Genomic DNA, 26,249 nt, shown 5'->3' on the forward strand with positions numbered 1-26,249 from the left:
TTTTATCGTTACTCATCTAGTTACTCATTTAAAAATGAGTGCCATGGTGAGGCAGCATAAAAAAGCCTGCTAAGCGCAGGCTACTTTATCAGTTTTTAACTGTCTTGTGATAATTTCATACACAATCATCATGCTAGGAAGAATTTAATTGCTATTTAAACCCAAGTGCATAATCCGAATTTTGGTTTCTTTAATGGCATCTTTTACTTTCTGTTGAAAGTCCTGCATATGCGCTGTGTTTAAATGCTGCTCCAAATGAGCTAAAGATTGCCATTTTTCAAACATAATAATCGAATTTGCAGGTTTGTACTGGAAACTGGCGTTACTGTCTTGATCAATATAAAGCTCATAACCAAAACAACCTGCTTCCTGTAGCACTTTAGGCGTGACATCCTTAAACGCATTCAGGACAGTTTCAAAATGTGCTGTACCTTCATGAATTTGAATTTCTGCAATGACAGTTAACATGGCGATGTCCTTTATACCGTAAAAATCGTGTCTAAGTGTGAGCGATAGGCTTCTAAATATTGAGGTACATTTGGTGCTTTAATGACATCATTGACAATGAAAGTTTCTAAACCTTGCATACCTAAAAATTGATTTGCTTTGTGAAAGGGCAGATAGACACCATCGACACCGACTCCTTCAAAGAACTGTTCTTGATCTTCAAATGCTTCAATCGGAGCATTCCACGTGAGAGAGAGCATATATTTTTTGTCGTGAATTAGCCCACCTGATCCATATGTCTTAGTTGCATCACTACGTGAACGTCCATCATTGGCATACAACGTACCATGACCAATGGTAAAAACATCATCGATATATTTCTTCATAGTCCATGGAGCGCCCATCCACCAACCTGGCATTTGATAAATAATTACATCCGCCCAAACATAGTTTTCAACTTCTTGCTGAATGTCATATTCAGCATCTGTTCTGGTAATGCGGACATTGTGTCCCTGTTGGCTTAAATGCGTGTTTGCGAAATTGGCTAGTGTGTCGTTAAGTTCGCCATTTGAATGCGCGAATTGTTTTGCACCGTTGACAATCAGAATGTTTTTCATTGGATGAATCAACCAAATTTTTTGAATTGGGCAAAAGTATAAGTAAGTCTTTGATGCTGAAAAATCGATGAATCTGCAAAATATTATTGATTATAAGTCAATAATTGGATTTCAGCTTTAACCCATGTTGATCAGTCAGCATTGTACGAGGCATAACTTATGTTTTGCTGTACTAAAAAATGCATCTTTTATTTCTAAGTACTCATTTAAATGTGGACCAGTATTAAGATTTAATCAAGATATTGATTTTTAATCATAAATTTAGATGAGTATAGAGTTCGCTATATAAATCTTAACTTGTATACAAGATAGGATGCATAAAGTGAGCATACTTCAATCTCTCGGTTGGAGCATTGCAGAATGGCAAAATGCCTATAAAACACAACAAATTCAATTGACGGATTTAATTAACTGCGTGCAGGCTTTTGATACAGAAGATACCGCTTAGATTTCCCTTACGACTCCCCAAATTTTGCAACAACAAATTGAAGAATTAGAAAAACACAGTGCAACAAGTACAGCATTATTTGAACAGTTTCCCCTGTATGGCATTCCATTGCTGTCAGTTTTTCATCAACAGCAGGTTGTATGCTTTTAAAAGATATTGTGACTGAAGATGCGAAAACTGTAGGTTTGCTAAAACAGGCTGGTGCGATAGTGGTGGGTAAAACCAACCTTGATCAATTTGCAACAGGCTTGGTTGGTACGCGCTCTCCATTTGGTGTAGTCCCAAATAGTTTTAACTCTGAGTATGTCAGTGGTGGTTCAAGTTCAGGTTCTGCCAGTGTGGTGGCACGTGGTTTAGTACCATTTTTATTAGGGATAGATACCGCAGGTTCTGGTCATGTAACTGCCGCTTTTAACAATATTGTCGGGTTAAAATCAACCAAAGGACGCTTTTCTAATTATGGTTTAATGCAAGCCTGTAAAAGCATAGCCTGCATTTCTGTATTTGCCTTAACAGTAGACGATGCAGAAGTTGTGGCACAAGTGTTGGAACAGTTTGATGTCCGTGATAGCGATTCACGACATCATCCTAAAACGGCACCTGCAAAATTATCTTCGGCTCTTAATTTTGCGATTCCAAAAACCTTGCAATTCTTTGGCGATGCGCAAGCAGAGTAGGCTTTGAACAGCAAGATTATCTGAATGATATTAAACAGCTTTCATAACTAAATGAAGATTTTCACTGTACTTTGGTTCGGGCAGCAGGCAATAATGAGATGGCGCGGATTCACCTAGACTTAAGTGAAAAAATACGGATTATTCGCCGTTTAGATTTTTTAAAACAGTACCCTATTGAAGCCACTTATCAGGAACATCAATATATTTTAAACCTGATTTTTGAGCAAAAAACTGAAGACGCAATCGCGGAAATAGCCACCCATATTCTGCAAAGTCGGGATGAGGTGAAAAAGATAACCTTACACATGTTGGATCCGAGCCAGTTTGTTTAAGTGTGTATTCAATATCAGTTTAAAAATGAATTCGACAGTAAATGAGTGGTTAAGCTCTGCATGTAACGAAAGTGAAGATTTTGTTATACTATTACATTGATCTTCACCTTTCGTTTGGCTTGCGAGCATCTCATTTTGAAACTGTTAACCCCACAAAAATCCGTGCCTACCCATATTATTTCTGGATTTTTAGGTGCAGGAAAAACCACATTACTGAATAGTTTATTGGCACAAAAGCCTGAAGATGAAGTCTGGGCAGTCTTGATGAATGAGTTTGGTCAAATAGGGGTGGATCAAAACCTGCTTCCGCAAGCCGAAGGCTATGCCGTGAAAGAGCTTTTAGGCGGTTGTTTGTGTTGTAGCAGTCAATTGCCAATGCAAATTGCATTATCGCGGTTATTGTCTGAAACTCAGCCGGATCGTTTATTTATAGAACCTACAGGTTTGGGGCATCCAGCTCAACTGTTAGAACAACTGACTGAACCACATTGGCAAAACCAAATTCAGATGTGTGCTTTGGTCACGGTGGTGGATGGTTCGCGTTTGCATGAACAGGAATGGGTGAAACAGAACCTGTATGCTGATCAGTTGAAAGCCGCACAAATCGTAGTGATTTCACATATGGAACATATGCAAGCCGCTGATGAAGAGGCTTTACAACAGTTGCAGCAGGAATATTTGGCTTATGCCCAGACATGGCTAAAACCTACTTTGGGGCAACTCCAACTGATAGAAATTGATTTGCCATATCAAGGTGTGCAACGCAAAATCCAGCCATTAATTCAAATTCAGAAACAGTACAATAATGAGTCAGCATTACCTGAAATTAAGCAGTTACCCTATCATTATGTAGAAACTGCACAGGGTTATAGTGTGGCAGGGTGGAAGTTTTCCAAGCGTTGGCAATTTGATTTCTACGATTTACTGGACCTGTTATGCGAGCAACAGCAGTGGCTCAGAATCAAGGGCATTTTTAATACCAATCAAGGTTGGAAAAGTTTTAATTTCAATCCGAATCAGTTTAATTATCAGTCTGCACCTGAAAATATCGATAACCGTATTGAAGTGATTGTACAAACTGAACGAGATTGGGCGTTATTCGAAACTCAGTTACTTGCCTGCCGTATAGATAGTGAAACGGACTAAAACTGTTCAGCAAAATTGTGTTAAATCTTATATGCTAGGCGCCAAAATTGAGGAACATTTCATGGCGCTAAAAGCAACAATTTATAAGGTAGATTTAAATATTGCCAACATGGATATTCACCAATACGGTGATTATCAATTCACGATGGCATTGCACCCATCTGAAACGATTGAACGCTTGATGGTTCGAATTTTGGCATTTGCACGTTACGCGAGCGAACAGTTGGAATTTACCAAAGATCTATTTGAAACTGATGAGCCTGCATTGTGGTCAAAAGACCTGACTGGGCAGTTGGTACAATGGATTGAAGTGGGTTGCCCTGATGAAGATAAAGTCAAGAAAGCCAGTGCACGTTGTAAGTCAGTTGCCGTGGTTACTTATGGTACAGCCGTGGACGAATGGTACAAGCGCAATAGCAAATTAAAAACCCTCAGTAATGTTGAAGTTTGGCAATTATCGCCAGCGACTACCGAAGCCATTCAGCAATTGTGTGAACGTACCATGCAATTACAGCTCAATGTGATGGATGGTGAGTGGACGCTCATTGGGGATCATGCCCAAGCTCAAATTGAGTGGATTCAGTTACAGTAAAAATAAGTGATTGTGAGGAGTAATGAAGATGTCAAATGAATTAGAAATTATTGATTTAGTTGTAGGCGAAGGTAAAGAGGCGGTAAAAGGCGCTTTAATTACCACGCATTATACAGGTTGGTTAGAAGACGGAACGAAGTTTGACTCTTCGCTTGACCGTGGCAACTATTTTGAATGTGTGATTGGTACGGGCCGTGTGATTAAAGGTTGGGATCAAGGCATTATGGGCATGAAAGTGGGGGGTAAACGTAAACTGATTGTACCTGCGCATTTAGCCTATGGTGAGCGAAAAATGGGTAATATTATTCCAGCCAACTCGAATTTAATTTTTGAAATTGAATTATATGACGTGAAAACACGTGACTAATAATATTTGAAAAATAAACCATAGCATGTTTGGGAAAAAGCGTGCTATGGTTAAAATTGCTACTGAAAATAAACGGTTTTTAGTACATTCTATTTTATATTAAAAATCAAATTCGCGAATAAGGAATAAACGCGACTTGAAGATAACAATATTTAAGCCATATGCGATATTGCATTTTATCCTTTATGCGCTGACATGTTTCATGTTGCTCTTACAGCAATCCAGTTGGGCACTGTATGAACCAGTTGCCGAGTCTTATTACGCGTATCAAAAGAATATTAATTCAGTCTCATTTGAAGAAAATACAACCACGTATTTGTCAGGACAATGGCAGTATTATCCAAAACAATTATTGCAAACCGCAACACCGACCAGACCTTCTGGAACCGTGATTTTACCGATTTCCTTTAAAGAAATGGGTTATCCGCAAAATACTTATGGAACTTTTATCGGTCACTTTAAGATACCGAAAGAATTTATTGGACGCCGTATTGCCATTTGGATTCCAAATCAATACGGTGCCTATCGAATGTATTTAAATGGTGACTTTCTATTAAGACTAGGTGAGGTTGGTAAAACAATTCAAACTCATAAAACCGAGAATACCCCACGGTTTGCCTATTTTATTGCTGAGAATGAATATTTTACAGTCACCATGCAGGTATCAAGTTTTCAAAGTTTACATGGTGGTTTAGAAAATCCAATGCGAATTGGTGTCAGTAAAACAGTAAACTATCAGTTTCAACAATTAATGATGAGCATTGCGGGCGTATGCGGTGCAGTGATTGGTGTTGGTGTATTTACAATATTGTTTGCCTTTTTTCGTGGGGTCAGGAATGGCCAAAGCCAAGGCTTTTTGGTATTTGGTAGCTTTATTATTTTTTTAGCCTTACACAATTTATTTTCTGCACCTTATGTGTATACGGTGTTCACCAATATTGATTGGTTATGGGGAACACGGCTCGAATATATTTTTACCTATCTATCGGCGTTCTTCTTTATCAATTACATGTTTTTACTCAATCAGCGTTATTTACATCCCGCAGTTTTTACGATTGCTGTATTTGTATTGAGTTTCGACATAGTGATTACCTGTTTATCAATGCCATATGTTTTTGAAAAGTTGGCATTTTATAGTTTTCTTTTGGGAATCATTGTGGTGCTGAACTTCGCTTACGGGTTCTATCAAACCATAAGCAGACATGAGCCATATTCCACCATTAATTTATGGGCAGTGGTATTGTTGTGTGTCACTTTTCTACATGACTTTTTACTCAATTTAAACTGGATTGATTCGGTTAATTTATCCTTTGCTTCGACCAGTTTTTATGCCTTTTTGATTATGGTGCAACAATCTAAGAATTATGCGTATCACTCCGATCGAATTGAGAAGTTGAATAATAATTTATTAGAACTGAATTCCTCATTGGATCAAAAAGTAAGAGAACGAACCGTCCAGTTAAGTGAGCTAAATGAAAGGCTAGAATTACAGGCGAAAACAGATGCACTGACAGGGGCTTTTAACCGCCGTGCTTTGAACGCCGAAATTCAGCGTCAGTTTAATGAAACTGCCCAACAGCATAATGCTGTGTTGGCATTTGCGATGTTGGATGTTGATTATTTTAAAAATTATAATGATTATTATGGACATCTAAAAGGGGATGAAATCCTGCAACAATTGGTGCAAGTGATTCAAAGTAATTTACCAGAACATGCCTATTTGGCACGTTATGGCGGTGAGGAGTTTGCGGTCATATTACGAAATATGCCTGTAGTGGTGGTGGAAAAATCATTGCAGCATTTGCTTCATATTATTCGCGAACATCAGTTTGAACATATGAACCGAGGGGATATTAAACAATACGTTACCGTCAGTATTGGCGCTGCCTATATGGATCGAAATCGTCTTTATCATGATATTCATGAACTAATGAAAGCAGCCGATCAGCAGCTTTATCTCGCCAAGAATGCAGGGCGAGATCGACTGGAAATGTAAAAGACTAAATATATTTAATCATGGGGATCGTGTGTTGTTCTGGCGTGGCATATGCACGGATTTGGAAACCATGCTTTTGGTAAAACGACATTGCTGTTTGGGTACTATCGAGTGTAATTTGTTGCAAACCTTTCAGTTTTAAATGGGAAATGGCACTGTTGAGCAAGGCAGAACCAATACCCTGATGCTGCATTTCTGGCAGCGTATAATTCAGCAATATTTTGCCAGTGTCACTGACCATAATAAAGCCGACAGTCTGTTGATTGATGCTATAAATCCAACTGTCGTTATAATGCATCCATAACAATAAATGACTATGCGTTTTGTTTTCCAGCCAAGCCTGAATTTTACTTTCCACACGTTGATGATCTTGTACACAAGAACGAATACTTTCCTGCAATACATGAAGAATCTCAGGAATATCCTGAATTTTTGCTGCCCTAATCATTGTTTGTTCTTATTTCCTGAAAACAGGCTTATTTCATGTGAATTCGTGACATTGGAACAGTAGAGATTTGTTGTTTTTTTGGTGTGTTTTAGGGTTGATCTTTTAATAAAAAGTAGCCTTCAAACTTGAAGTAAATCACAAATTTGAACGAACTGTATATGCATTTAACTGATTTTTAAGATAATTGGACTCATCCAAAATATAAAACAGCGTATGATATAAGTGACTGTAATGCTGAAAATATGCCTGAATAGGGGGACAATATGTTTAAAATTATTGTTTTGTGTTTATTAGGCTTTGCCCTGACAGCAGCGTGGCAAATTTTTATCAAAATCAAAGTGACTGAAAAGTATCGTGCTCGCTATTTTTCTAAAATCCTACCTAAAGATGTTCAAACTGAGCTAACGCAAACAAAAGTAAGAGAAAGCAAAGTAATCGAAATTGAATATTATGATCAAGTGCTGTTTGATGATGCTGTGCAACAGTTTTTTGAACAAAATATACATATTCGTGACATTCACGCGGCGGAAGAAATCCAACATAATCTGCTCAAAAAATTACCCGCCAAAGCGTTAACCCAAATTCGTAAGTTAGATTTAAATGAGTGGTCGATTTATTGGAATTTCTATGACCAGTCACTCGAATATTATGTTGGAAAGTATGGCGTGTTTTGTAGCCATGTTGACCGAAATGGTGCGGAACATAAGTCTGAGTTTAAGATGCATCCTCAAGCCAAAGATCTCGTCTCTTAATCGTGTCAAAAGTTTAAAAATCGCCTTGTCTGCCTCTTTTATTGCAACTTGCGTTCTATCAAAAATTTCTCATAATGTGCCATCGGTTTTTAAAGTGAATCATTGATGTCTGGACTGGAAATTTTTGCTGTCATCATCAGCGTGATTGGCGTGGCGTTAACCATTAAACGCAACATGTGGTGTTGGTGGTTTAACTTTCTCGCCTTCGTTTTATATGCTTATTTGTTTTATACTTTTAAATTGTATGGAGAAACCATTTTACAGTTTTTCTTTATGGTGGTGAATTTCTACGGGTTTTATCATTGGCTAAAAGGTAAGCAACAAGACCATGATATCCGTATCGAGCCGATTAAAACTAGTACGGTAATTTGGCAAATGTTGCTGGCTGCGCTGGCTGGACTAGCCTTTGGCTTAAGTCTGAAATTCTGGACAGATGCAGCAGTACCGATGTTAGATGCGCAATTGGCAGCATTTAGCTTATTGGCAACCTATTGGACCAGCCGCAAGCATATTGCGACATGGGTACTTTGGGTATTTGTTGATATTGTGTATGTTGGGATGTTTATTTATAAAGACCTGTTTTTGACCGCAGGTTTATATGCAGCCTTTGTTGGCTTAGCGGCTTTTGGTTGGTCGCAATGGATTCAAGTCCAAAAGAAACAACAATTGGCAGGCACGGAAGCTGCATAGTTGGGGGTAAGCGGATGTTGATCCATTTTAATCAAGCCAAGTTACAGCAGTTTGATGAACTTGCTCAAAAAATTATTCAAAATCCAGAACAATATTTACAATTTGATTCTGTTTCAGACTTTTATCAAGCAGCTTGGCTTGACCTATTTCCTAAAGGTACGACTTGGGCTGCAACAGGTTTAGATGATGGTGCAACAGAATTCTATGCCATCATTGAATTTCAACAACATTATTTAAAGATCAATTGCTTATCAGAAATCAGTGTTACTTTTGGCATTTCCAATACGTAAAACAAAAAATAGGTCAATGACAGTCTAAGCAGAATTGAGTTTAATGAGCCATAATATCAACGTATAGTGAACGTTGTTTTGTAATAAAATACTTGTACTTTTCCAACAGGACAAAACAAAAAATAAGGAACCATCATGGCACATCAGTTTATTGTCAATGCAACCATACAGGGTGTATCTCTAGAAGAATTTAAACGTTTAACAGCCGATACTAGTTTACATGAACAAGTTTGCCGTCGAATTCCAGGTGAACATTTAGAAATTTTAGAATCAAAAAAAGTAGGGGACATCTACACCCTTAAACGTGCTTATAATTTAGATGTAAACATTCCAGACATTGCCAAAAAACTATTAAAAGATGCATTCCGCTTACACCGTACAGATGTTAGTAATCTCGAAGCGATGACATCTACTGTCGATTTAGGTGCAAATTTACCTTTACATGCCAGTTGCAACCGTTCGGTTAAAGGTTCAGATCAGCATATTGAATTTCAATTGGAATGGACTGTCAAAGTAAAAGTCCCTTTAATCGGTGGATTGTTAGAAAAACATGCTGAGGGTGAAATTCGTAAGTTCAGTGAAATTGAATTGACGATTGTTGAAGACGAGTTAAAAAAGAATTTAACCGTTTAAGTTTATTTGGGGCTGAGATAAAAGCAAAGGGCGCCAGCTTGATGGCGCCCTTTGCTATTTCAAGCGCTTAGGCTTGATTGACTTAGATATTTTAATATTTAGCTTTTTAACTTCGCCAACGCTTTTTTAAGCGGAAGTTTATCTGTAGCAAAGCCATAAATTGCAGCAAACGGTAGTGCTGTTCGTGCCAAATAAGCTACACGCCATAATCCACCATGATTGGCCCCCTGCATCATCAACTCTAATGGATGATCCATCACTGTTTCAGGATTTGCGACTGATTCAGGGTTACGTAAATCATGAATCCACAGTGCTGCCATAATGGCATTGGTCGTTTCAGGTTTAAACGCTTCGACATCAAATAAACTGGCACCATTAAATGCGGCTTTTAGCAGCGGATTTTTCGTCACCGAGTGTGTGGTGGTTGATGGGGCAATATTAATACTCACGCGTTGCCCTTCATGACGGGCTAAAGTTGCACGCCATTGCTGAATTCGTTTCGCCAATGCGTAGTTTGGGCCTTGCTCAATCACTAGGCAGTCTGCAATGCCATAAGCTTGACCATTGTCAGATTTAATCAGGTCGTGCAGGTTTTTCTGGAAAAAATGCTTTAACGATGCTGTTGCCACGCCCTTGGTCAACAACTTCTGCATTTGAGAGCGATAACGGAATTTATTTGCTGAAGATTCAACTACCTCTTTAGGTACCGCATAGACATCGGTTGGCGTACACATAAACATTAAGCTGGTATCGGCTTTTTGTTCACTAACGACTTTCATAATGCTGTCCATTGCCATCGCAACACGGACATGCTTCTCGCCATCGAGATAAGCAATTGCTGCTAAATCTAGTTGATGTTGGCTTTGTAATAGCCATTGGGCAATTTCAGGAGTTTGGGTGAGTAAATTTGCCCCAAGCTTGGCACTGAGTTCACGAGTTGGCGTTTGATCAGGAAGAGAAGTCTGACTTGGCGCATACAAGGTCGCGTTACCATTTTGAATGGTATTGAGAATTTTTTGCCAAACTTTGGTGTTGGGTAAATCTACTGCCACAATATTGGCTTTCCATTTGGACAGCCATGTGAGTGGACCTGCCTCAGAACCTGCACCAAACAGTACCATGGTACGGTCAGAAAGATCGAACCATTCAGGATGTGCATTGGCTAAACGTAAGGCATCTGCATGAGAAGGTTCAATAATGCCGTCATCTTCCCATTTTTGAACTTGCGCAAGTAAAGCTTCACCTTTCAGATTTTGCCCGTGATAAGGAATGTACCATTCAGGCTCAGCTAAACTTTCGCCTTTTAACTGAACAGTATGCAACTGAGCTAAGGGCACATCCATCATGTCTTTTAATAAATAACGTTGACCATTACGGTAAAACTCAAAACTATGTTCTGCTTTATGCAGACCTTGCTTGGCAATAGTAATGGGATTACTACAATTACGAATGCCATGTTCGACCAAGGCTTTAAAGTATTTAGGATAGTTTTTACGCCATTTCTTTTCTTTTAGCACTTGCTGGGCAGATTGATTGTCTACAATCGATAATGCCTCAGCAATAATTTCCTTGCCTGTGCGAGTTGTACTTGGTTTTTGAGTATCGGGTTGAACAGGGAACTGTAGACCCTCTAAAGTGCTGGACATGCAAAAAATCTCGTCTGATTACAGTATTAATATACAGATGTATTCATTATCTATGCCAAATTAAAGTTTGGGGTGGCATTAACTACCAATTTATGTCCCAAGCGTCTAAAGTTTTAAACTCAGTTGTTGAGAGCTTGGAACAGCGCAAGGACGCTTACACATTTTGAGGGAACTAAGTTGAAATCGTCTGGTACTCTCAGTCAGGGCAATAGACCGAGAGTCAGAGGAAATTCAATTTAAGCGATGACTAACAACGCCCTTTCTTGGCTTGACCCGGTGGGCAGAAATCACCGCCATGTTCGTAGTGTCCTAAGTTGCCATTTGGATCAACCACAATACTGCCTTCGCGTGTATGTACTGCACAAGCCGTTAGGACATTTAAACTGAGACAAGTGGCGATAATCATGAGAAATTTATACATATATTTATTCTCCATATTCTATTGTTTTAAGCTTAATTTTAGAGAAATCACTTTATTGTTACGATTTATTTTATGTAAAAGATGTAATCAAATAAAATTTTATGTTTAAAAGTGAAAAGAAAATGGACAGAGACGGTTAATGTCTCCATCCATTCATCAATGATATAAAGCCTTGATTAAAAATATTTAAAATGGCAATTGAGTTAGTTTATTGAAGAAGTGTGGAATTAAACGTGGCTCAAGTAAAATGGTCACAACGACGCCATATGCTGCGCCCCATAAGTGCGCACTATGGTTAATATGAGAGTTACCTCGTTTGCCTGACCAAATGCTATAGGCAATGTAGAGCACCGCAAAAATAATGGCAGGAACAGGAATAAAGAATACAAAAATCAGCTTCCATGGTTCAAATAGGATGTACGCAAAAAGAACTGCGGAAACTGCACCAGAAGCACCAAGGCTGGCCCATTGAAAGTCATTTTTGTGCTTTAAGTAACTTGGTAAAATGGCAAAAATTAATCCACCCAAATAAAACAAGGCAAAGCCAAGGTCATAAAAGTACTGACGATAAAAGCTTTCAATAATACTCCCAAAGAAAAACAGGGTGATCATATTGAACAATAGATGAGCGCCATCGACATGAATAAAACCGTGCGTGATAAAACGGTCATATTGTCCTTTTTGCATTGCTGGTGGCCAAAAGATCAATCGACTCATCAATTTCTGATTGGAAAACGCCAGAAGTGAAACCACCACAGTAATGATAATCAGCGCTACAGTATGGTTGAAAGGCAGATTTAGCATATAGAAAAGGTTCAATTTTTAATGACTCAAGCTCAATAATGCCATTAATTGTTTAATTGCACAGGACTTTTAGAATAAATCCGACAATTTTAGTTGATTTTTTTTAATTTAGCCGCATCTTCAGTTAAAATGGCAACTTCAGCTAGAGGAAATATTGTTATGTCGACTGAGAACACCAGCACTGCAGTTGCAGAAGAAATTCCAAACTTATTGATTACACCAACTGCACAAGAGTATTTACGTGATTTATTGGCGAAACAAAATACTCCGGGTATTGGTGTACGCGTTTTTGTGGAAAATCCTGGAACACCTCGTGCTGAATGTTGTATGGCATATAGCGCACCTGAAGAAGTTGTGCCAACAGATTATAAGCAAGACTATCCAGATTTCCCTGCCTATGTTGATGCACCATCTATTCCATATTTATTAGATGCAGTGATTGACTACAACAAAGACCGTTTTGGTGGTCAGTTGACTTTCCGCGCACCCAACTCAAAAGTGCCACGCGTTGGCCCTGATGCTTCTGTCGAAGAGCGTATTACTTATATTTTACAATCTGAAATCAATCCAGGTTTGGCAGGTCATGGTGGTAACTGTGCGTTGGTTGAAGTGGTTGAAGATGAAGAACATGGTTTAACTGCTGTACTTAAATTTGGTGGTGGTTGCCAAGGTTGTTCAGCGATTGATGTGACCTTGAAACAAGGGGTTGAAACGACGCTGAAACAGCATGTACCAGAGTTACAGCGTGTGATTGACCAGACGGATCATACTCAGGCAGAAGGTGCATATTTCAAGTAAATATTTGCATGAAATAAATAAAAAACCTCCATAGAATGGAGGTTTTTTTACGTCTGTTCAATATAAAACGATGAATAATATAAGCAATCAATACATGTTAATGATAATTATTATTAATAGTAATTGCATTTATATTTATGTTTGTTACACTCTGAAACCGAAATTTCACGTTTTTTTCTATCTTCCACATCTTTGGGATATTTGTATGAACAGACGTATTGTCCAATCAGCATTAGCACTTTCAATTTTGTCGGTCATGAGTGTGATGAGTAATGCTGAAGATTTACAGACAGAACAGCAAACTTCTTCAACTGAGCAAATTACGACACAACAAACAGATCCAACCAAACTCGAAAAAATTGTTCTGACTGCTGAAGAACAAGTAAAACAATCCTTAGGGGCATCTATCATTACTGAAGAAGATTTAGATAAGCTTCCTGTAGTGAATGACATTTCTGAATATGTTCGTCGTATGCCTGGTGTGAATTTGACGGGTAACAGCGCAACAGGACAACGTGGTAACAACCGCCAAATTGATATTCGTGGTATGGGTCCCGAAAATACCTTAATTTTGATTGATGGTAAGCCTGTTAATTCTAGAAACTCAGTCCGTTATGGTTGGCGTGGTGAACGTGATACGCGCGGTGACTCTAACTGGGTTCCCGCAGATGCAATTGAATCGATTGAAGTGTTACGTGGTCCCGCTGCTGCACGTTATGGTTCAGGTGCCATGGGTGGTGTGGTCAATATTAAAACTAAGAAAGTAACTAATGAAGTGCATGGTTCGGTAGAGCTGTATGGCAATCAGCCAGAAGATTCTAAAGAAGGGGCAACCAATCGTATTGGCTTTAATTTAAGTGGTCCGATTGTCAAAGATGTCTTGTCTTATCGCTTGTATGGTAATTACAACCAGACCGATGCAGATGCACCAGATATTAATCCTCTCACTGAGTCAGGAACGCGTGCAGCAGGTCGTGAAGGTGTAGAGAATCAAGATATTGCAGGACGACTGGCTTGGCAAGTGAATGATCAGCAAACCTTTTTATTGGATATTGCGACAGGCCGACAAGGCAATGAATATACAGGTGATATTCAAAACAGTAACTTTGATGCCGCTGGTACAGGTGGAAGCTTTAGCAATGCAGATTATGTCCGAGGCTTATTAGGGCAAGAAACCAATACCATGTATCGTGATAGTTATGCCTTAACGCATGAAGGAAAATGGGACTGGGGTGATACTAAACTCATCGCACAATACGATAAAACCAAGAATAAACGTATTCCAGAATCCCTTGCTGGTGGTCCAGAAGGAAGTCCAAATTCATTTAATAAAAAGACTTCAACTTTAGAAACATTACGTTTTAATGCAGAAACGAACATCCCTTTAGAGATTGTTGTTCCTCAAGTTTTAACCTTGGGTGCTGAATGGGTAGAAGATGATTTCACCGATCCATCGAGCACAGTACAAACCGATGCTTCTGGACTCATTAGCTTAGCTGCCGATCGTGAGAGCATGGAGTCTCGAATTGCTTCTGCCTATATTGAAGATAACTTTAAGGTGACAGATAGTACTGATTTAGTCCTTGGAATTCGTTTCGACGACCACAATAAATCAGGTTCGAATTGGAGTCCAAGCTTAAACATTACCCAGAAATTGGGCGATTACTTTACCCTGAAAGGCGGCATTGCAAAGGCGTATAAAGCACCAAATATGTATCAAACTTCAGAAGGATACTTATTATATACGCGCGGAAATGGTTGTCCGATTAAAGCTACGCAAATTTCTCAATGTTATTTAATTGGTAATGCTGATCTAAAGCCTGAAACATCTATCAATAAAGAATTAGGTGTTCAATTCGAAAAAGATATGGTCAATGCTAGCTTGACTTGGTTTAGAAACGATTATGAAAATAAAATTACAGCAGGTGAAACGGTTTTAGCCACTTCAACTGCGGGGCATAACATTTTACAGTGGGAAAATGTACCCGAAGCATTGATTCAAGGGATGGAGGGAAGTGTAACTTTAACCTTTGATAACGCAAGTTGGACCAATAATGTGACATATATGATGGATTCGGAGAATAAAAAGACTGGTAACCCGCTGTCGATTGTGCCGAATTATACGATTAACTCTATCTTTAACTACAACGTCACCGATGCCATGGATGTGAACTTTGTATATACCCAGTATGGGCGTCAAAAACCACGTCAATACGCAGAATCGAATACTGAAAATGGTGATATGAATGTTACGGCTGTGAAAAGTTATGGTATAGCAGGCATCAATGCGGGTTATAAATTCACGGATCAAATCAGTGGTCGTCTTGGTGTTAGCAATTTGTTTGATGAAAAGTTATTACGTGATAACTCAGTGAATCAAACTTACAACGAACCAGGTCGTGCTTATTATGCAAGTCTGAAATATCAGTTTTAAGTTGATTTAAAGGCAGAACCAAAAGGCGCTATTCAGCGCCTTTTTTCAAGATTGCTAAGGTACTGTCGGAATAATAGAACTTTTCTAAATAATGACGCGCACGTTGAGCTAGGTAATCTGTTTGCAGCATATTCTGAATAATCGGTTCTAACAGATGCTGTAACTGATTTTGGATTAATGCTTCATCAATATTTAAGTCTCTGAATAATAAATCAAAACTTCGGTCTTGATTGCGTGCATACCATGCAGAGATACCATCTTTCACTTGCTGTTCTAAGTATTCCGTTTGGCGCAAATGATCCCAAATTTCATGACCTAAGCCAACAGTTTGAGGCAAGTCATCAATCTCAATATAATTTTTTAACACATTGAGCGGAAGGTCTTTAATTTTATGCCATAAATTGGCTTGAAAATGATAAAGCTTATCGTCATTAAAATGCTGATTTAGCACTTGTTCACTCATTTGACTGAGTTTCTGAATATTTTTCTGTAAATAATGTTGAATGGCTTGATCTAAGTTTGAATCAGTCACACTTTCTAAAACCGATTTCCCCATTTTCATAAAACGAGAAACACCTGGCACATGCTTGACCATGACGGAGTTATCTAAATAGTCATGAATCGCGTGCTGAATGAGTTGTGTAATCATGGCAGAGAAAGATGGGTTGTTCACGACGGTATGAATTAAGCGTTGTCTATGCCCACTTTTACTGGCGACATATTGAGCAATTTTATCGACCGTAAGCACAGGAATTGCATCTGCGATTTTGGTCTGGTCATTTGTGGGATGAACCAAGGCAAAGCGAATATGCTCTGCAATTTGTTCAATTAAAAAATCACTGGCAGGCGTCTTTAAGATTTGCTGGTCAATCAATTGATGAATCTGCTCAACAGTCCAAATCTGTTTTAATTTTTGTTTTCTGAACCAATGATAAAATTCAACAAACTCATTTTTAATGGTTTCTGACTGAGTAAATTCATCATTTAAAAATTGTAGATGAGCTTCGATCAGTTGCTCAATCATGGGGTGTTTTTGCATAAAAATTCAAATTTAATGTAAGGGAATCAGTTGGTCTGCCAAGGGATTTTTCAGACTTTGGGTCTTTGCAAGAAACGGAAGATAGTAATTCGCAACTTGTTTATCTGCTTCCAACAAAGGCATATGACCTACATTATTCAGGATGACAGGTGCTTCGGCACGTTTCAACAGAGATTTTAATTCATCTGCAACCTCAACATTAAAAATTTTATCTTGTTTGCCCCATAAAATTAAAGTTGGTGCTTCTACATTGCGGGTAATTCTGGCAAAGGTTTCAGGGGTATAGATGCGATTTAATGTCGAAATTTGCTCAATGACCAGATTATTTCTACCTGCTTGTGCAATCAATAATTGCTCTTTAGCACGTTTGAGTTCGGGTGAAAGTTTCGGTGGATTTTGCATAATCTCATGGCGAACTTCGTCATAATCACCAGGTTTTGACACAATAATATGCTTTAAAAAATGAGGATCTCTCGTGTAAGGCGTGTTGGCTTTTTTATAGATGCCTGCACTATTTAACAGAAATAAGCTTTGCGTATCAAAAGGATATTGCGCAGCATAGAGCGTAGCAATTGAGCCACCCAAAGAGTGACCTGCAATATTCAATTTATTTTCAATATCAATGGCTTCGGCAAATTGTCGAAGGCTGGAGGTGACATTGGGAACAGCAATATCAAAATTTGAAGGAACTTTGGTGTCCCCATAAATGGGTAAATCAGGCACAATCACGTGATAGTTTGGCGTTAGATAAGAGGCGACACGGTTCCAGTTGTCACGATTTCCTCCAAACCCATGAATCAGTAAAACAGTAGGTTTTTGGCTCGATCCTCCTTCGTTATAGCTCCAAAGAATATCCCCTACTTTGAGGGTTTTGGTTTTTAATCCGGAATCTTCACGTTCTTGTTGTAAATAATTTTGTAGCGTAATTTGCTCAGAAGAAAGCTGTAGGGGTTTGGCAGAAGCAATATTGAGCAATGACATTGTAATGAGGATTCCTATTGCAGTAACAAAATGAAAAAAATATTGACTGCTTTGTGTCATTGACTTAAATCCTTGTTACTAAAATTCTGTTGTCGAAAATCTATTTTTGAAACTGCAAAAAAGCTGGAATTGGTATAAAGAATAATCTTTGACTTTATAAAGATCTATTGTAAATACAATCACTAAAATGTCACGAACAAGTTTATTGAGATGATTGATATAAAAACCCAATAATGTGATTTACTTCAATGTAATGGAAAAAGTGTTTGAACTTTTTTGCCAATCTAAAAATGCCTAGCAGTATTCTTTTTTGCAAGTGACATTCATTTTTGCTGGTATTAGAATATTGACACTTCAAATCATGGTGGAAAAAAGAATGCTAACGGCTCAAGAAGCATTAGACCGTCTTAAAAAAGGAAACCAACGTTTTGTTTCTGGGGAAACAACCCTCCCTAAACAATTGACGCACCAAGAACGTGCTGAAATGTCGGAAGATCAGAATCCATTTGCAATTGTACTGGGTTGTTCTGACTCGCGTGTTCCTGCCGAGATGGTTTTTGACCAAGGCTTAGGTGATCTATTTGTTATTCGTGTTGCGGGTAACGTGGTTGCGCCTTCGCAAGTGGGTAGTGTGGAATTTGCTGCTGAACGTTATGACTGCGCAGTGGTTGTTGTTCTTGGCCATAGCCATTGTGGCGCCATTCAAGCGACCATTGACACTTTAATGAACCCAGACTGTCCACCATCAAATAATTTAATGTCAATTGTGAACCGTGTGCGCCCATCTGTCGAAACTTTGATGCAGACTGAGCTGAAAAACGATTTGAAAAAACTTTCGAACCACGCCGTTCGTTCAAATGTATTTGCTTCAGTCAATCAATTACGCCATGGTTCGGCTGTATTGGAACAATTAATTGCGAAAGGCAAAATGATTGTTGTGGGTGCTGAATATTCATTAGAAACTGGCGAAGTGATTTTTTTTGATTTCTAAGACATCTGATCTATAAAAATATGGATGTGATTAAAGGCGCTTTATAAAGCGCCTTTAATGTATGGATAAGCGAGATTTAATAATTTTACTTGTGCTTGTGCATTGGGATGAATTAAATCGTTTTGCATTAAATTTTTATGACCTGCGATGCCTTCTAAAAAGAAAGGCAGTAATTTCACTTGATAACGTTGACTGACAATAGTGTAGTTTTGTTGAAAAGCCTTGCTATAAGCGGTGCCATAATTCGGTGGAATTTTCATTCCAAACAAAATAACTTTTGCTTTCGCCTTTTGGCTTTGCTCAACTAAACGTGCTAGATTTTGTTGAATCATTTGTGGTGGTTGACCACGCAAACCATCGTTTCCCCCCAGTTCGATGACCACAATATTTGGCTTATAAGTTGCAAGTAGTTTGGGTAAACGTGCTAAAGCACCACTGCTAGTTTCACCACTCACACTCGCATTGACCACTTGATGCTGTTTCGGATACTGTTGGTCTAATCGTTTTTGTAACTGTGTGACCCATCCTTGTTGTGGCTGTAGACCATAACCTGCGCTAATACTATCACCGAGAATCATAATAGTTTTAGCTGAGGTCAGCATTGGATTTAGGCAGAGCATTAGCCCTATCACTGAAGAATAAACGAATACTTTGAAACGATATTGACGCATAGTAACTGACGAAAACCTGAGCACAATAGAAGAGAGATTCATCATGCCACAAGCCGTAATTTCTGCCCAGAATTTGACACAAAAAATACAACTTGCAGATAAAAGTCTCTCAATTTTTGAAAATTTAAATCTCGACATTATGGAAGGTGAACAAATTGCCATTACAGGACGTTCAGGTTCTGGTAAGTCGACTTTGTTGGGAATTTTAGCAACTTTAGATCAAGCCAGTGGTGGTGAGTTAACCGTTTGTGGAGAAAATATTGCTGCGCTTAATGAAGAACAGCGAGCGCTTGTCCGTTTGAAGTATATTGGTTTTGTTTTTCAATCTTTTCAACTTTTACCGCACTTAACCGCATTGGAAAATGTCATGTTGCCTTTGCGTTTGCATGCTAATTTTCAATATGCAGAGGCAGAACAACGTGCTTTAGAGCTACTTAAAAAGGTCGGGTTAGAGCGACAGGCGGAGCAAACGCCAAAAGTACTTTCTGGTGGAGAACAACAGCGTGTGGCGATTGCGCGAGCTTTAATTAGCCAGCCTAAAATTATTTTTGCAGATGAACCTACGGGAAATCTAGACAGTCAAACTGCCAAAGACATTGAGCAGTTACTATTTGCTTTAAATCAGGAGTTAGGCACCACACTGGTTTTAGTCACGCATGATTTGAAATTGGCGAGACAATGTCAGCGCCATGTGCATTTATTTGAAGGTCAGTTGCATGAACACGTGCAGGGCGGTGATCACGCATGAGTGCTCTATTTCGACCTTTATTCAAGCAAAGTCTGAAAAGTAGCGGTATGTATTTGTTGATTATTGCTTTACTGCTGGCCATTAGCGTGACCACAGCACTCAAATTTAGTAATGAGCAAATCCAGAATGCAGTGACTTTGCAAGCCGCAGAGCTGATGGCCGCAGATTTGGTGTTGTCGGATCAGTCGGAAATAGAACAGCGTTGGAAAGATCAGGCGACTGCGTTACATTTAAAACAGTCGCAAGTCACTGTGTTTAACTCCATGGCACATACTGAGTCACAATTTGTCATGGTGAATGTTAAAGCTGTTGATGCACATTTTCCATTGCGAGGACAGTTACAGCTTCAGCCTCAACAGCAGGCGATTCAAAGTGGGGAAGTCTGGTTAAGTCCACGGGTGATGGATTTATTACAGGTGAAGTTGGGAGACCAAATTCAAATTGCAGATGGCACGTTTAAAGTCTCTGCAAAGATTCAGCATGATTCGAATCAGGAACTTGGTTTTTCGGGTTTTTCACCAACAGTGATGATTGCACAACAAGATATTGCACGAACCAACGCCATTCAAGTCGGCAGCCGAATTGATTACCGTCTACTGATGGCGGGCGATGCGAAGAATATTCAACAGTTTCAAACGCAATTTAAGCAGCAACAAGCAAAACAACAATCCACCGCTGTCAATACTGAAGATGCCAATGGGTTGAAACTGCGGAATGCTACTGAAGGTAATACGCGCTTGATGCGCCCAATTGAGAATTTAGATACCTTTTTACAGTTGGCAAATATCTTGACCATTTTGCTGTGTGGTATCGCGATTGCATTGACCAGTCAACGTTATGTACAGCAAAACCAAGACTATATTGCTTTATTACGTTGCATGGGGGCTTCCAAAGCCCAAATTTTAAAAGTCTACGCTTCTCTTTTGTTGGTTATATTAAGTATTTCCATTTTGATTGGGGTGTTACTTGGAATGGCTTTAGGGTATGGGTTGTTACAGCTTATGCTGCAACTGATTCCGAATTTGCAGCTTCAGTTTTCTGCATGGGCAATGTTGAAAGGACCATTACCGATTGCCATATTGACCAGCGCAGTGGTATTAACTGGTTTTATTTTGCCGAATTTGTGGCAATTGATGTACACCCCACCAATCCGAGTGATTCGTCAGCAAACGCAGTCTATGCAAGTTCTATTATGGACCTTACTGTCGGGCACACTGAGTTTATTTATTTTTAGTCTGATACTGACAGAGAATTTACTGTTAACCAGTTTGGTGATTGGTGGCATTATTGCCCTAAGTGTGCTCTTGTATGTTGTGGTCTGGCTGGTTTTAAAAGCTTTAAAACGCTTAAAAATGGCGGTTTCGGCCTATGTTAAAGTACCTTATCAGACTGCATTTCAGATTACCGCTTTGGCACTAGGACTAAGCTTGATTACAGTTTTGGCCGTCCTGCGTACAGACTTGTTAGAACGTTGGCAACAACAGTTGCCACAAGGTACGCCTAATCAGTTTGTGTATGGTTTGCCGCCATTTGATCTACCTCAGTTTAAACAGCAATTACAGGCACATGGCTGGAATAGCACACCATTGTATCCGAATATTCGAGGTCGATTGGTGGCCAAAAATGAACAACCTTTTTCGGAGCAATTGGTTAAAGAAAATAACTCATTACGCCGTGAGTTAAACCTGACGCAAAGTAGCAGCTTGCCAACAGACAATAAGATTGTGCAAGGACAAGCAAAATTTACTCATGTTGGAGAGGTTTCTGTCGAAGCGAAAACCGCGGCAGAATTGGGTATACAGGTGGGTGATCGGTTAAGCTTTAGTTTGCCTGAAGGCATGCTACATGCCAAAGTAGTCAATTTAAGAGAAGTTGAATGGGAAAGTTTTAGCCCGAACTTTTTCTTTATCTTTTCACCACAAACGCTCGATGAAAATGCAGGCAGTTATTTGGGGAGTTTTTATGTTCCAGAACAAGACAAACCAAAACTGATTCAATTAATTCAGCAATTTAGTAATACCGTCTTTATTGATGTGGGCTTAATACTGGATGAGATTAAGCGCTTGATGAATGTGTTGATTCAAGTCGTCACTATTCTTGCTTCATTGGTCAGTCTTGCGGGTATTTTGGTCTTAATTGCCTGTCTTAATTTATTGATGGATGAGCGAAAAAGGGAAGTTGCTTTACTCCGTTCATTTGGTAGCTCTAAGCGCATGCTCAAAAATATGCTGACACTGGAAATTGGCTTTATGGGGTTATTGGCGGGTATTGTGGCTTGTTTCTTTGCCGAATTGATCAGTGCAATTGCCAGTTATCGAATGAATCTAAGTATGCAAGTCCATTGGGAAATCTGGTTGATTCTACCCGTGAGCATGATGTTGTTATGCGCGCTGATTGGGCGTTATCGTTTGAGTTATCTCTGCGATATCCCACCTTTACAAAGTTTAAGAGAGATGAATCAATCTTAAGATTCCTCTCTCTGTCTTTAAAAATGGTAGCGTTGACGCATAGCCTGTAATAATTCAGCCCAAATCGGTTGAATCAGTTGAACTTGTTGCAGGCAATACTGGTATAGAAACCAGCAGCTCACGACGGCTACAGTTGTACCTAAAATGAAGCTTAGGGCAGGTTTTTGCCACTTTTGGCACAAATACCAAATACCTGCGAGAACCGCGCCCATTAGCATTCCGCCAACATGCGCAGCATTATTAATTCCAGAGATCGTGAGTCCAATCACCAAGTTAATGCCCATGACCATAATTAAGGTCTTTTTATCTAGAATAAAGCGTTGTTGTGGTAGAACAGGAAAGAGGGATAGTAAGGTTAAAGCACCACCTAAGCCCATCACAGCACCAGAGGCACCTGCGCTGACATGTGGCAGTAAAGAGGGATCAATCACCTGCTGATTCAACATACTTAGCGTGTCATGTATTGCCAAATAACCACTAAAGAGACTACCCATTAATCCTGCGGCAAAATAGAGCATGAAATAATAGAACCGACCAAAGAGTTGTTCTGCGACACTGCCAAAAATATACAATGCCCACATGTTTAACATTAAATGAATCAGCCCAAAATGAAAAAACATGCTGCTGAACAGGCGAGTGGGTTCCTCTAAAAAGGTTAAAGGTGCATAATCAGCTCCCCAGCGAATAGCATCTGCTAGGCTTGGATCGCTGACATTGACCCCTGAGACAATTTGCCAGAGGAATAAACCCACATTGATGGCAATGAAAAGGGTGGTGAGCCACCAATCCTGCATATTCAGTTTGCTTGGAACCCAAGGTGGTGTTGAATGAGACATGCTATTGTTTGACTTTGAATCTACATTTTAACCAAGCTTAGCACGAAAGAATGAAAATATTAGGAGCAACTTACTGACATGAAAGCTTTTTTTGTTCGAACTTTGTTAGTCATTGTCAGTTTGATTCTACTTGTACAGCTATGGATTTTTAGTAGTTTAGTCTGGTGGCGTACACATCCAGTTGAAACCACGATGTTTATGCGTCTAGATTACTGGTCTGAACCATCAAAACCAATTCAGCACACATGGCGGGATTATGATGAGATTAGTGATTATGTAAAACGCGCTGTGGTCACTTCTGAAGATGGAAAATTCATGCACCATCATGGTTTTGACTGGGAAGGCATGCAATACGCTTTAGAACGTAACCAAGACAAAGGCAAAGTGGTTGCGGGCGGATCGACTATTTCTCAACAGTTGGCGAAAAACTTATTTTTATACAATAAGCGTTCTTTTATTCGTAAAGGGCAAGAGGCTGTCGCCACTTGGATGATGGAGCTTATGTGGTCAAAACAGCGTATTCTGGAAGTCTATTTAAACTCGGTAGAGTTTGGGGAAAATATTTACGGGGTTGAAGCAGCAACACAGCATTATTTTGGCAAAAGTGCGCGAAGTTTAACCCGTGATCAGGCAGTATTTTTAGCAGCAATTTTACCTAATCCTAAATACTATCAAGATCATCAAAATGATCGAAAAGTCCAAATTCGTAAAAGAATGATTCGTAAATATATGCGTTATAGCCAAATCCCTTAATACGGCCTAATTCAGCGATCAGTATAAAGCAACATAAGCCCAAATTATTTTGGGCTTTTTTATGAAAATGTCACAAAATTGAAGCATACTTATGACTATACAGATAACGTCTTAAAATCATGGGTTGATTATGAATACGGCGGCACAGACTCCATTAGAGCCAGTTGAATATACTTATAATGATCGATTTATTAATCGGGAACTTTCAATTTTAGATTTCCATTTACGTGTTCTTGAGCAAGCTGTCGATCCGTTGCATCCATTGCTAGAACGCATGAATTTCTTGCTGATTTTTTCAAGAAATTTAGATGAGTTCTTTGAAATTCGTGTTGCTGGCATGTTGGAACAGTTGGATTTGGGCAATGAAAGTCATACCCCCGATGGTCTGACCCCAAAACAGGTTTTAGATCAAATTTCGCAAACGACACATGCTGCGATTGAACGCCAATATCGTATTTTAAATGAAGAAATCTTAGCGAAACTGCGCGAAGAAGATATTTGTTTTTTACGTCGTGGCGAGCTAACCCCCGCTCAATCTTCTTGGGTGAAAAAGTATTTCCAAGAACAGGTTGCTCCAGTATTAACCCCGATTAGTTTAGACCCTGCACATCCATTCCCACGTTTAGTTAACAAAAGCTTGAACTTCATTGTGACTTTAGAAGGTAAAGATGCCTTTGGTCGTCAAATTGATTTGGCTGTCGTACCTGCACCACGTTCATTGCCGCGTGTTGTACGCTTACCCGATGAGCTGACGGGTGGTAAAGAGCACCATGTCATGTTATCTGCGATTATTCATGAGCATGTTTCCGACCTATTCCCGGGAATGATCGCAACGGGTTGTTATCAGTTCCGCGTAACGCGGAATGCAGACTTGGCTTTAAATGAAGATGTAGAAGACTTAGCGAAAGCGTTAAAAGGTGAGCTAAATTCACGTCGCTTTGGTCGTGCGGTACGTTTAGAGGTCACTGAAAACTGCCCTAAACATATTTATGATTACTTGCTGAATGAATTCGATTTAGAAGAAGAGCAGTTGTATAAAGTGGATGGTCCAGTAAATTTGGCACGATTGTTGTCAAATTTTAAGCGTCCACATTTGCGCTATGACTCACATACGCCTGTAATTCCTAAAGTGTTGAAAAAATCTGAAAACATTTTTTCAGCGATGCAAAAGCAAGACATTTTATTGCATCATCCGTTTGAATCCTTTGCTCCAGTCATTAACTTGTTACGTGAAGCTGCGCGAGACCCACAAGTTCTAGCAATTAAGCAAACGTTGTACCGTAGTGGAGCAGATTCTGAGATTGTACAAGTCTTGGCAGAAGCAGCGCGTAATGGTAAAGAAGTCACCGCGGTGATTGAGTTACGTGCTCGTTTTGATGAAGAGTCGAATATTGCAGTGGCCAATGTTTTACAAGAAGCAGGCGCTGTGGTGGTATATGGTATTGTTGGCTATAAAACGCATGCCAAAATGATTCTAGTTGTCCGCCGTGAAAATAATAAACTGGTACGTTATGTCCATTTAGGTACAGGAAATTACCATGCAGGTAATGCCCGTATTTATACCGACTACGGTTTACTCACAACCGACAAAGAACTGTGTGAAGATGTACATCGCATTTTCCAAGAGTTAACAGGTATGGGCAAAATGGCAAAGCTGAAAAAGCTTTTGCATGCGCCATTTACGTTACATGCCCAGTTGATCAATTTTATTGATGATGAAATTGCCAATGCCAAAGCAGGAAAACCAGCACAGATTATTGTGAAGGTAAATGCCCTGACGGAATTGCAGTTGATTAATAAGCTGTATGAAGCTTCGCAGGCGGGCGTGCAGATAGACCTTATTATTCGTTCTATTTGTTGTTTACGTCCTGGGCTTCCGGGTTTGTCAGAGAATATTCGTGTACGTTCTATCGTTGGGCGTTTCTTGGAACATACACGGGTTTACTATTTTAGTAATAATGGCAATCCACATATCTACTGTTCAAGTGCGGACTGGATGGATCGTAATTTATTTAATCGTGTTGAGGCTTGCTTCCCAATTGAAGATCCTGCATTAAAAAAACGGATTTATCAGCAGGGCTTACTCACTTATCTAAAAGACAATCAACAAGCATGGCTATTACAAGGTGATGGTTCATGGGTACGTGCTCAAGTGGCAGAAGGGGAAGAGCCACATAATGCCCAACGGACCTTGTTAGAAATCATTAAATAACAGTCAAAAGAA

General features: G+C 39.3%; 25 protein-coding genes and 2 pseudogenes. 17 read left to right on the plus strand and 10 right to left on the minus strand.

Annotated features, from left to right (window positions below):
• Positions 1–144: 144 nt before the first annotated feature.
• Positions 145–468 (minus strand): putative quinol monooxygenase, encoded by a 324-nt coding sequence (locus tag M5E07_RS04840; RefSeq protein ID WP_252222525.1) that lies wholly within the window; start codon positions 466–468, stop codon positions 145–147.
• Positions 469–479: 11 nt separating this feature from the next.
• Positions 480–1,064: an NAD(P)H-dependent oxidoreductase gene (locus M5E07_RS04845; RefSeq protein ID WP_116761798.1), complete on the minus strand. Its 585-nt coding sequence runs from the start codon at positions 1,062–1,064 to the stop codon at positions 480–482.
• Positions 1,065–1,377: 313 nt separating this feature from the next.
• Between M5E07_RS04845 and M5E07_RS04850 the strand changes: the two are divergent.
• From M5E07_RS04850 to M5E07_RS04875, 6 genes and pseudogenes are all read left to right on the plus strand, one after another.
• A pseudogene (locus tag M5E07_RS04850) lies at positions 1,378–2,186 on the plus strand (amidase family protein); the annotation flags it as partial.
• A gap of 8 nt (positions 2,187–2,194) precedes the next feature.
• Positions 2,195–2,521: pseudogene (locus M5E07_RS04855) on the plus strand (FCD domain-containing protein); the annotation flags it as partial.
• 135 nt (positions 2,522–2,656) lie between these two features.
• On the plus strand, positions 2,657–3,667 hold the full coding sequence (locus tag M5E07_RS04860) for a CobW family GTP-binding protein (RefSeq protein ID WP_252222528.1): 1,011 nt from the start codon (positions 2,657–2,659) through the stop codon (positions 3,665–3,667).
• A gap of 61 nt (positions 3,668–3,728) precedes the next feature.
• Positions 3,729–4,259 carry a YaeQ family protein gene (locus M5E07_RS04865; RefSeq protein WP_116761861.1) on the plus strand — a complete coding sequence of 177 codons (531 nt, stop codon included), beginning with the start codon at positions 3,729–3,731 and terminating at the stop codon, positions 4,257–4,259.
• A 28-nt stretch (positions 4,260–4,287) separates the two neighbouring features.
• Positions 4,288–4,626, plus strand: a complete 339-nt coding sequence (locus tag M5E07_RS04870) for an FKBP-type peptidyl-prolyl cis-trans isomerase (RefSeq protein WP_016166921.1) — start codon at positions 4,288–4,290, stop codon at positions 4,624–4,626.
• Between the two features lie 202 nt (positions 4,627–4,828).
• Positions 4,829–6,622, plus strand: a complete 1,794-nt coding sequence (locus M5E07_RS04875; protein ID WP_252222531.1) for a sensor domain-containing diguanylate cyclase — start codon at positions 4,829–4,831, stop codon at positions 6,620–6,622.
• A gap of 4 nt (positions 6,623–6,626) precedes the next feature.
• On the opposite strand, the gene M5E07_RS04880 is transcribed toward M5E07_RS04875, so the two are convergent.
• Positions 6,627–7,070: a GNAT family N-acetyltransferase gene (locus tag M5E07_RS04880; RefSeq protein WP_252222534.1), complete on the minus strand. Its 444-nt coding sequence runs from the start codon at positions 7,068–7,070 to the stop codon at positions 6,627–6,629.
• A gap of 263 nt (positions 7,071–7,333) precedes the next feature.
• Between M5E07_RS04880 and M5E07_RS04885 the strand changes: the two genes are divergently transcribed.
• From M5E07_RS04885 to M5E07_RS04900, 4 genes are all read left to right on the plus strand, one after another.
• Positions 7,334–7,822 (plus strand): hypothetical protein, encoded by a 489-nt coding sequence (locus M5E07_RS04885; RefSeq protein ID WP_252222537.1) that lies wholly within the window; start codon positions 7,334–7,336, stop codon positions 7,820–7,822.
• A gap of 105 nt (positions 7,823–7,927) precedes the next feature.
• On the plus strand, positions 7,928–8,512 hold the full coding sequence (pnuC, locus tag M5E07_RS04890) for a nicotinamide riboside transporter PnuC (protein ID WP_252222540.1): 585 nt from the start codon (positions 7,928–7,930) through the stop codon (positions 8,510–8,512).
• 14 nt (positions 8,513–8,526) lie between these two features.
• Positions 8,527–8,802 carry a hypothetical protein gene (locus tag M5E07_RS04895; protein ID WP_252222543.1) on the plus strand — a complete coding sequence of 92 codons (276 nt, stop codon included), beginning with the start codon at positions 8,527–8,529 and terminating at the stop codon, positions 8,800–8,802.
• 135 nt (positions 8,803–8,937) lie between these two features.
• Positions 8,938–9,435: a DUF2505 family protein gene (locus M5E07_RS04900; RefSeq protein ID WP_116761786.1), complete on the plus strand. Its 498-nt coding sequence runs from the start codon at positions 8,938–8,940 to the stop codon at positions 9,433–9,435.
• 98 nt (positions 9,436–9,533) lie between these two features.
• Here the strand turns inward: M5E07_RS04900 and M5E07_RS04905 are convergent, their stop codons facing one another.
• The 3 genes from M5E07_RS04905 to M5E07_RS04915 all read right to left on the minus strand — a co-directional run bounded on the left by M5E07_RS04905 (position 9,534) and on the right by M5E07_RS04915 (position 12,306).
• Positions 9,534–11,081 (minus strand): hypothetical protein, encoded by a 1,548-nt coding sequence (locus M5E07_RS04905; RefSeq protein WP_252222546.1) that lies wholly within the window; start codon positions 11,079–11,081, stop codon positions 9,534–9,536.
• 247 nt (positions 11,082–11,328) lie between these two features.
• Entirely contained in the window at positions 11,329–11,502 is a 174-nt protein-coding gene (locus M5E07_RS04910) for a hypothetical protein (protein WP_434087795.1), read from the minus strand.
• Between the two features lie 186 nt (positions 11,503–11,688).
• A complete protein-coding gene (locus M5E07_RS04915) occupies positions 11,689–12,306 on the minus strand; it encodes a rhomboid family intramembrane serine protease (protein ID WP_116761782.1) in 618 nt (205 codons plus the stop codon).
• Between the two features lie 159 nt (positions 12,307–12,465).
• Between M5E07_RS04915 and nfuA the strand changes: the two genes are divergently transcribed.
• A complete protein-coding gene (gene nfuA, locus M5E07_RS04920; protein ID WP_116761780.1) occupies positions 12,466–13,104 on the plus strand; it encodes a Fe-S biogenesis protein NfuA in 639 nt (212 codons plus the stop codon).
• 205 nt (positions 13,105–13,309) lie between these two features.
• Complete coding sequence (locus M5E07_RS04925) at positions 13,310–15,538, plus strand: TonB-dependent siderophore receptor (RefSeq protein WP_252222548.1); 2,229 nt, start codon at positions 13,310–13,312, stop codon at positions 15,536–15,538.
• 28 nt (positions 15,539–15,566) lie between these two features.
• On the opposite strand, the gene M5E07_RS04930 is transcribed toward M5E07_RS04925, so the two are convergent.
• Positions 15,567–16,577 (minus strand): hypothetical protein, encoded by a 1,011-nt coding sequence (locus tag M5E07_RS04930; protein WP_252222550.1) that lies wholly within the window; start codon positions 16,575–16,577, stop codon positions 15,567–15,569.
• 12 nt (positions 16,578–16,589) lie between these two features.
• Positions 16,590–17,558, minus strand: coding sequence for an alpha/beta fold hydrolase (locus M5E07_RS04935; protein ID WP_228157543.1), 969 nt, complete (start codon positions 17,556–17,558; stop codon positions 16,590–16,592).
• Between the two features lie 376 nt (positions 17,559–17,934).
• Here M5E07_RS04935 and M5E07_RS04940 point away from each other — a divergent pair, with 376 nt between their 5' ends.
• Positions 17,935–18,549 (plus strand): carbonic anhydrase, encoded by a 615-nt coding sequence (locus tag M5E07_RS04940; protein ID WP_116761772.1) that lies wholly within the window; start codon positions 17,935–17,937, stop codon positions 18,547–18,549.
• Positions 18,550–18,590: 41 nt separating this feature from the next.
• Here the strand turns inward: M5E07_RS04940 and M5E07_RS04945 are convergent, their stop codons facing one another.
• Positions 18,591–19,169 carry an arylesterase gene (locus M5E07_RS04945; RefSeq protein ID WP_416224527.1) on the minus strand — a complete coding sequence of 193 codons (579 nt, stop codon included), beginning with the start codon at positions 19,167–19,169 and terminating at the stop codon, positions 18,591–18,593.
• 94 nt (positions 19,170–19,263) lie between these two features.
• Here M5E07_RS04945 and M5E07_RS04950 point away from each other — a divergent pair, with 94 nt between their 5' ends.
• Positions 19,264–19,968: an ABC transporter ATP-binding protein gene (locus M5E07_RS04950; RefSeq protein ID WP_252222552.1), complete on the plus strand. Its 705-nt coding sequence runs from the start codon at positions 19,264–19,266 to the stop codon at positions 19,966–19,968.
• On the plus strand, positions 19,965–22,436 hold the full coding sequence (locus M5E07_RS04955) for an ABC transporter permease (RefSeq protein ID WP_252222554.1): 2,472 nt from the start codon (positions 19,965–19,967) through the stop codon (positions 22,434–22,436). The genes M5E07_RS04950 and M5E07_RS04955 overlap by 4 nt, the downstream gene beginning before the upstream one ends.
• Before the next feature lie 17 nt (positions 22,437–22,453).
• On the opposite strand, the gene M5E07_RS04960 is transcribed toward M5E07_RS04955, so the two are convergent.
• Positions 22,454–23,272 carry a rhomboid family intramembrane serine protease gene (locus M5E07_RS04960; RefSeq protein ID WP_252222556.1) on the minus strand — a complete coding sequence of 273 codons (819 nt, stop codon included), beginning with the start codon at positions 23,270–23,272 and terminating at the stop codon, positions 22,454–22,456.
• A 78-nt stretch (positions 23,273–23,350) separates the two neighbouring features.
• On the opposite strand from M5E07_RS04960, the gene mtgA reads away from it, so the two are divergent.
• Together mtgA and ppk1 are read left to right on the plus strand one after the other, a co-directional pair.
• On the plus strand, positions 23,351–24,025 hold the full coding sequence (gene mtgA, locus M5E07_RS04965; RefSeq protein ID WP_252222558.1) for a monofunctional biosynthetic peptidoglycan transglycosylase: 675 nt from the start codon (positions 23,351–23,353) through the stop codon (positions 24,023–24,025).
• A 130-nt stretch (positions 24,026–24,155) separates the two neighbouring features.
• On the plus strand, positions 24,156–26,237 hold the full coding sequence (ppk1, locus tag M5E07_RS04970; protein WP_252222560.1) for a polyphosphate kinase 1: 2,082 nt from the start codon (positions 24,156–24,158) through the stop codon (positions 26,235–26,237).
• Positions 26,238–26,249: the final 12 nt, after the last annotated feature.

Source organism: Acinetobacter tibetensis (genome assembly GCF_023824315.1).
In the GTDB taxonomy this organism is placed as follows: domain Bacteria; phylum Pseudomonadota; class Gammaproteobacteria; order Pseudomonadales; family Moraxellaceae; genus Acinetobacter; species Acinetobacter tibetensis.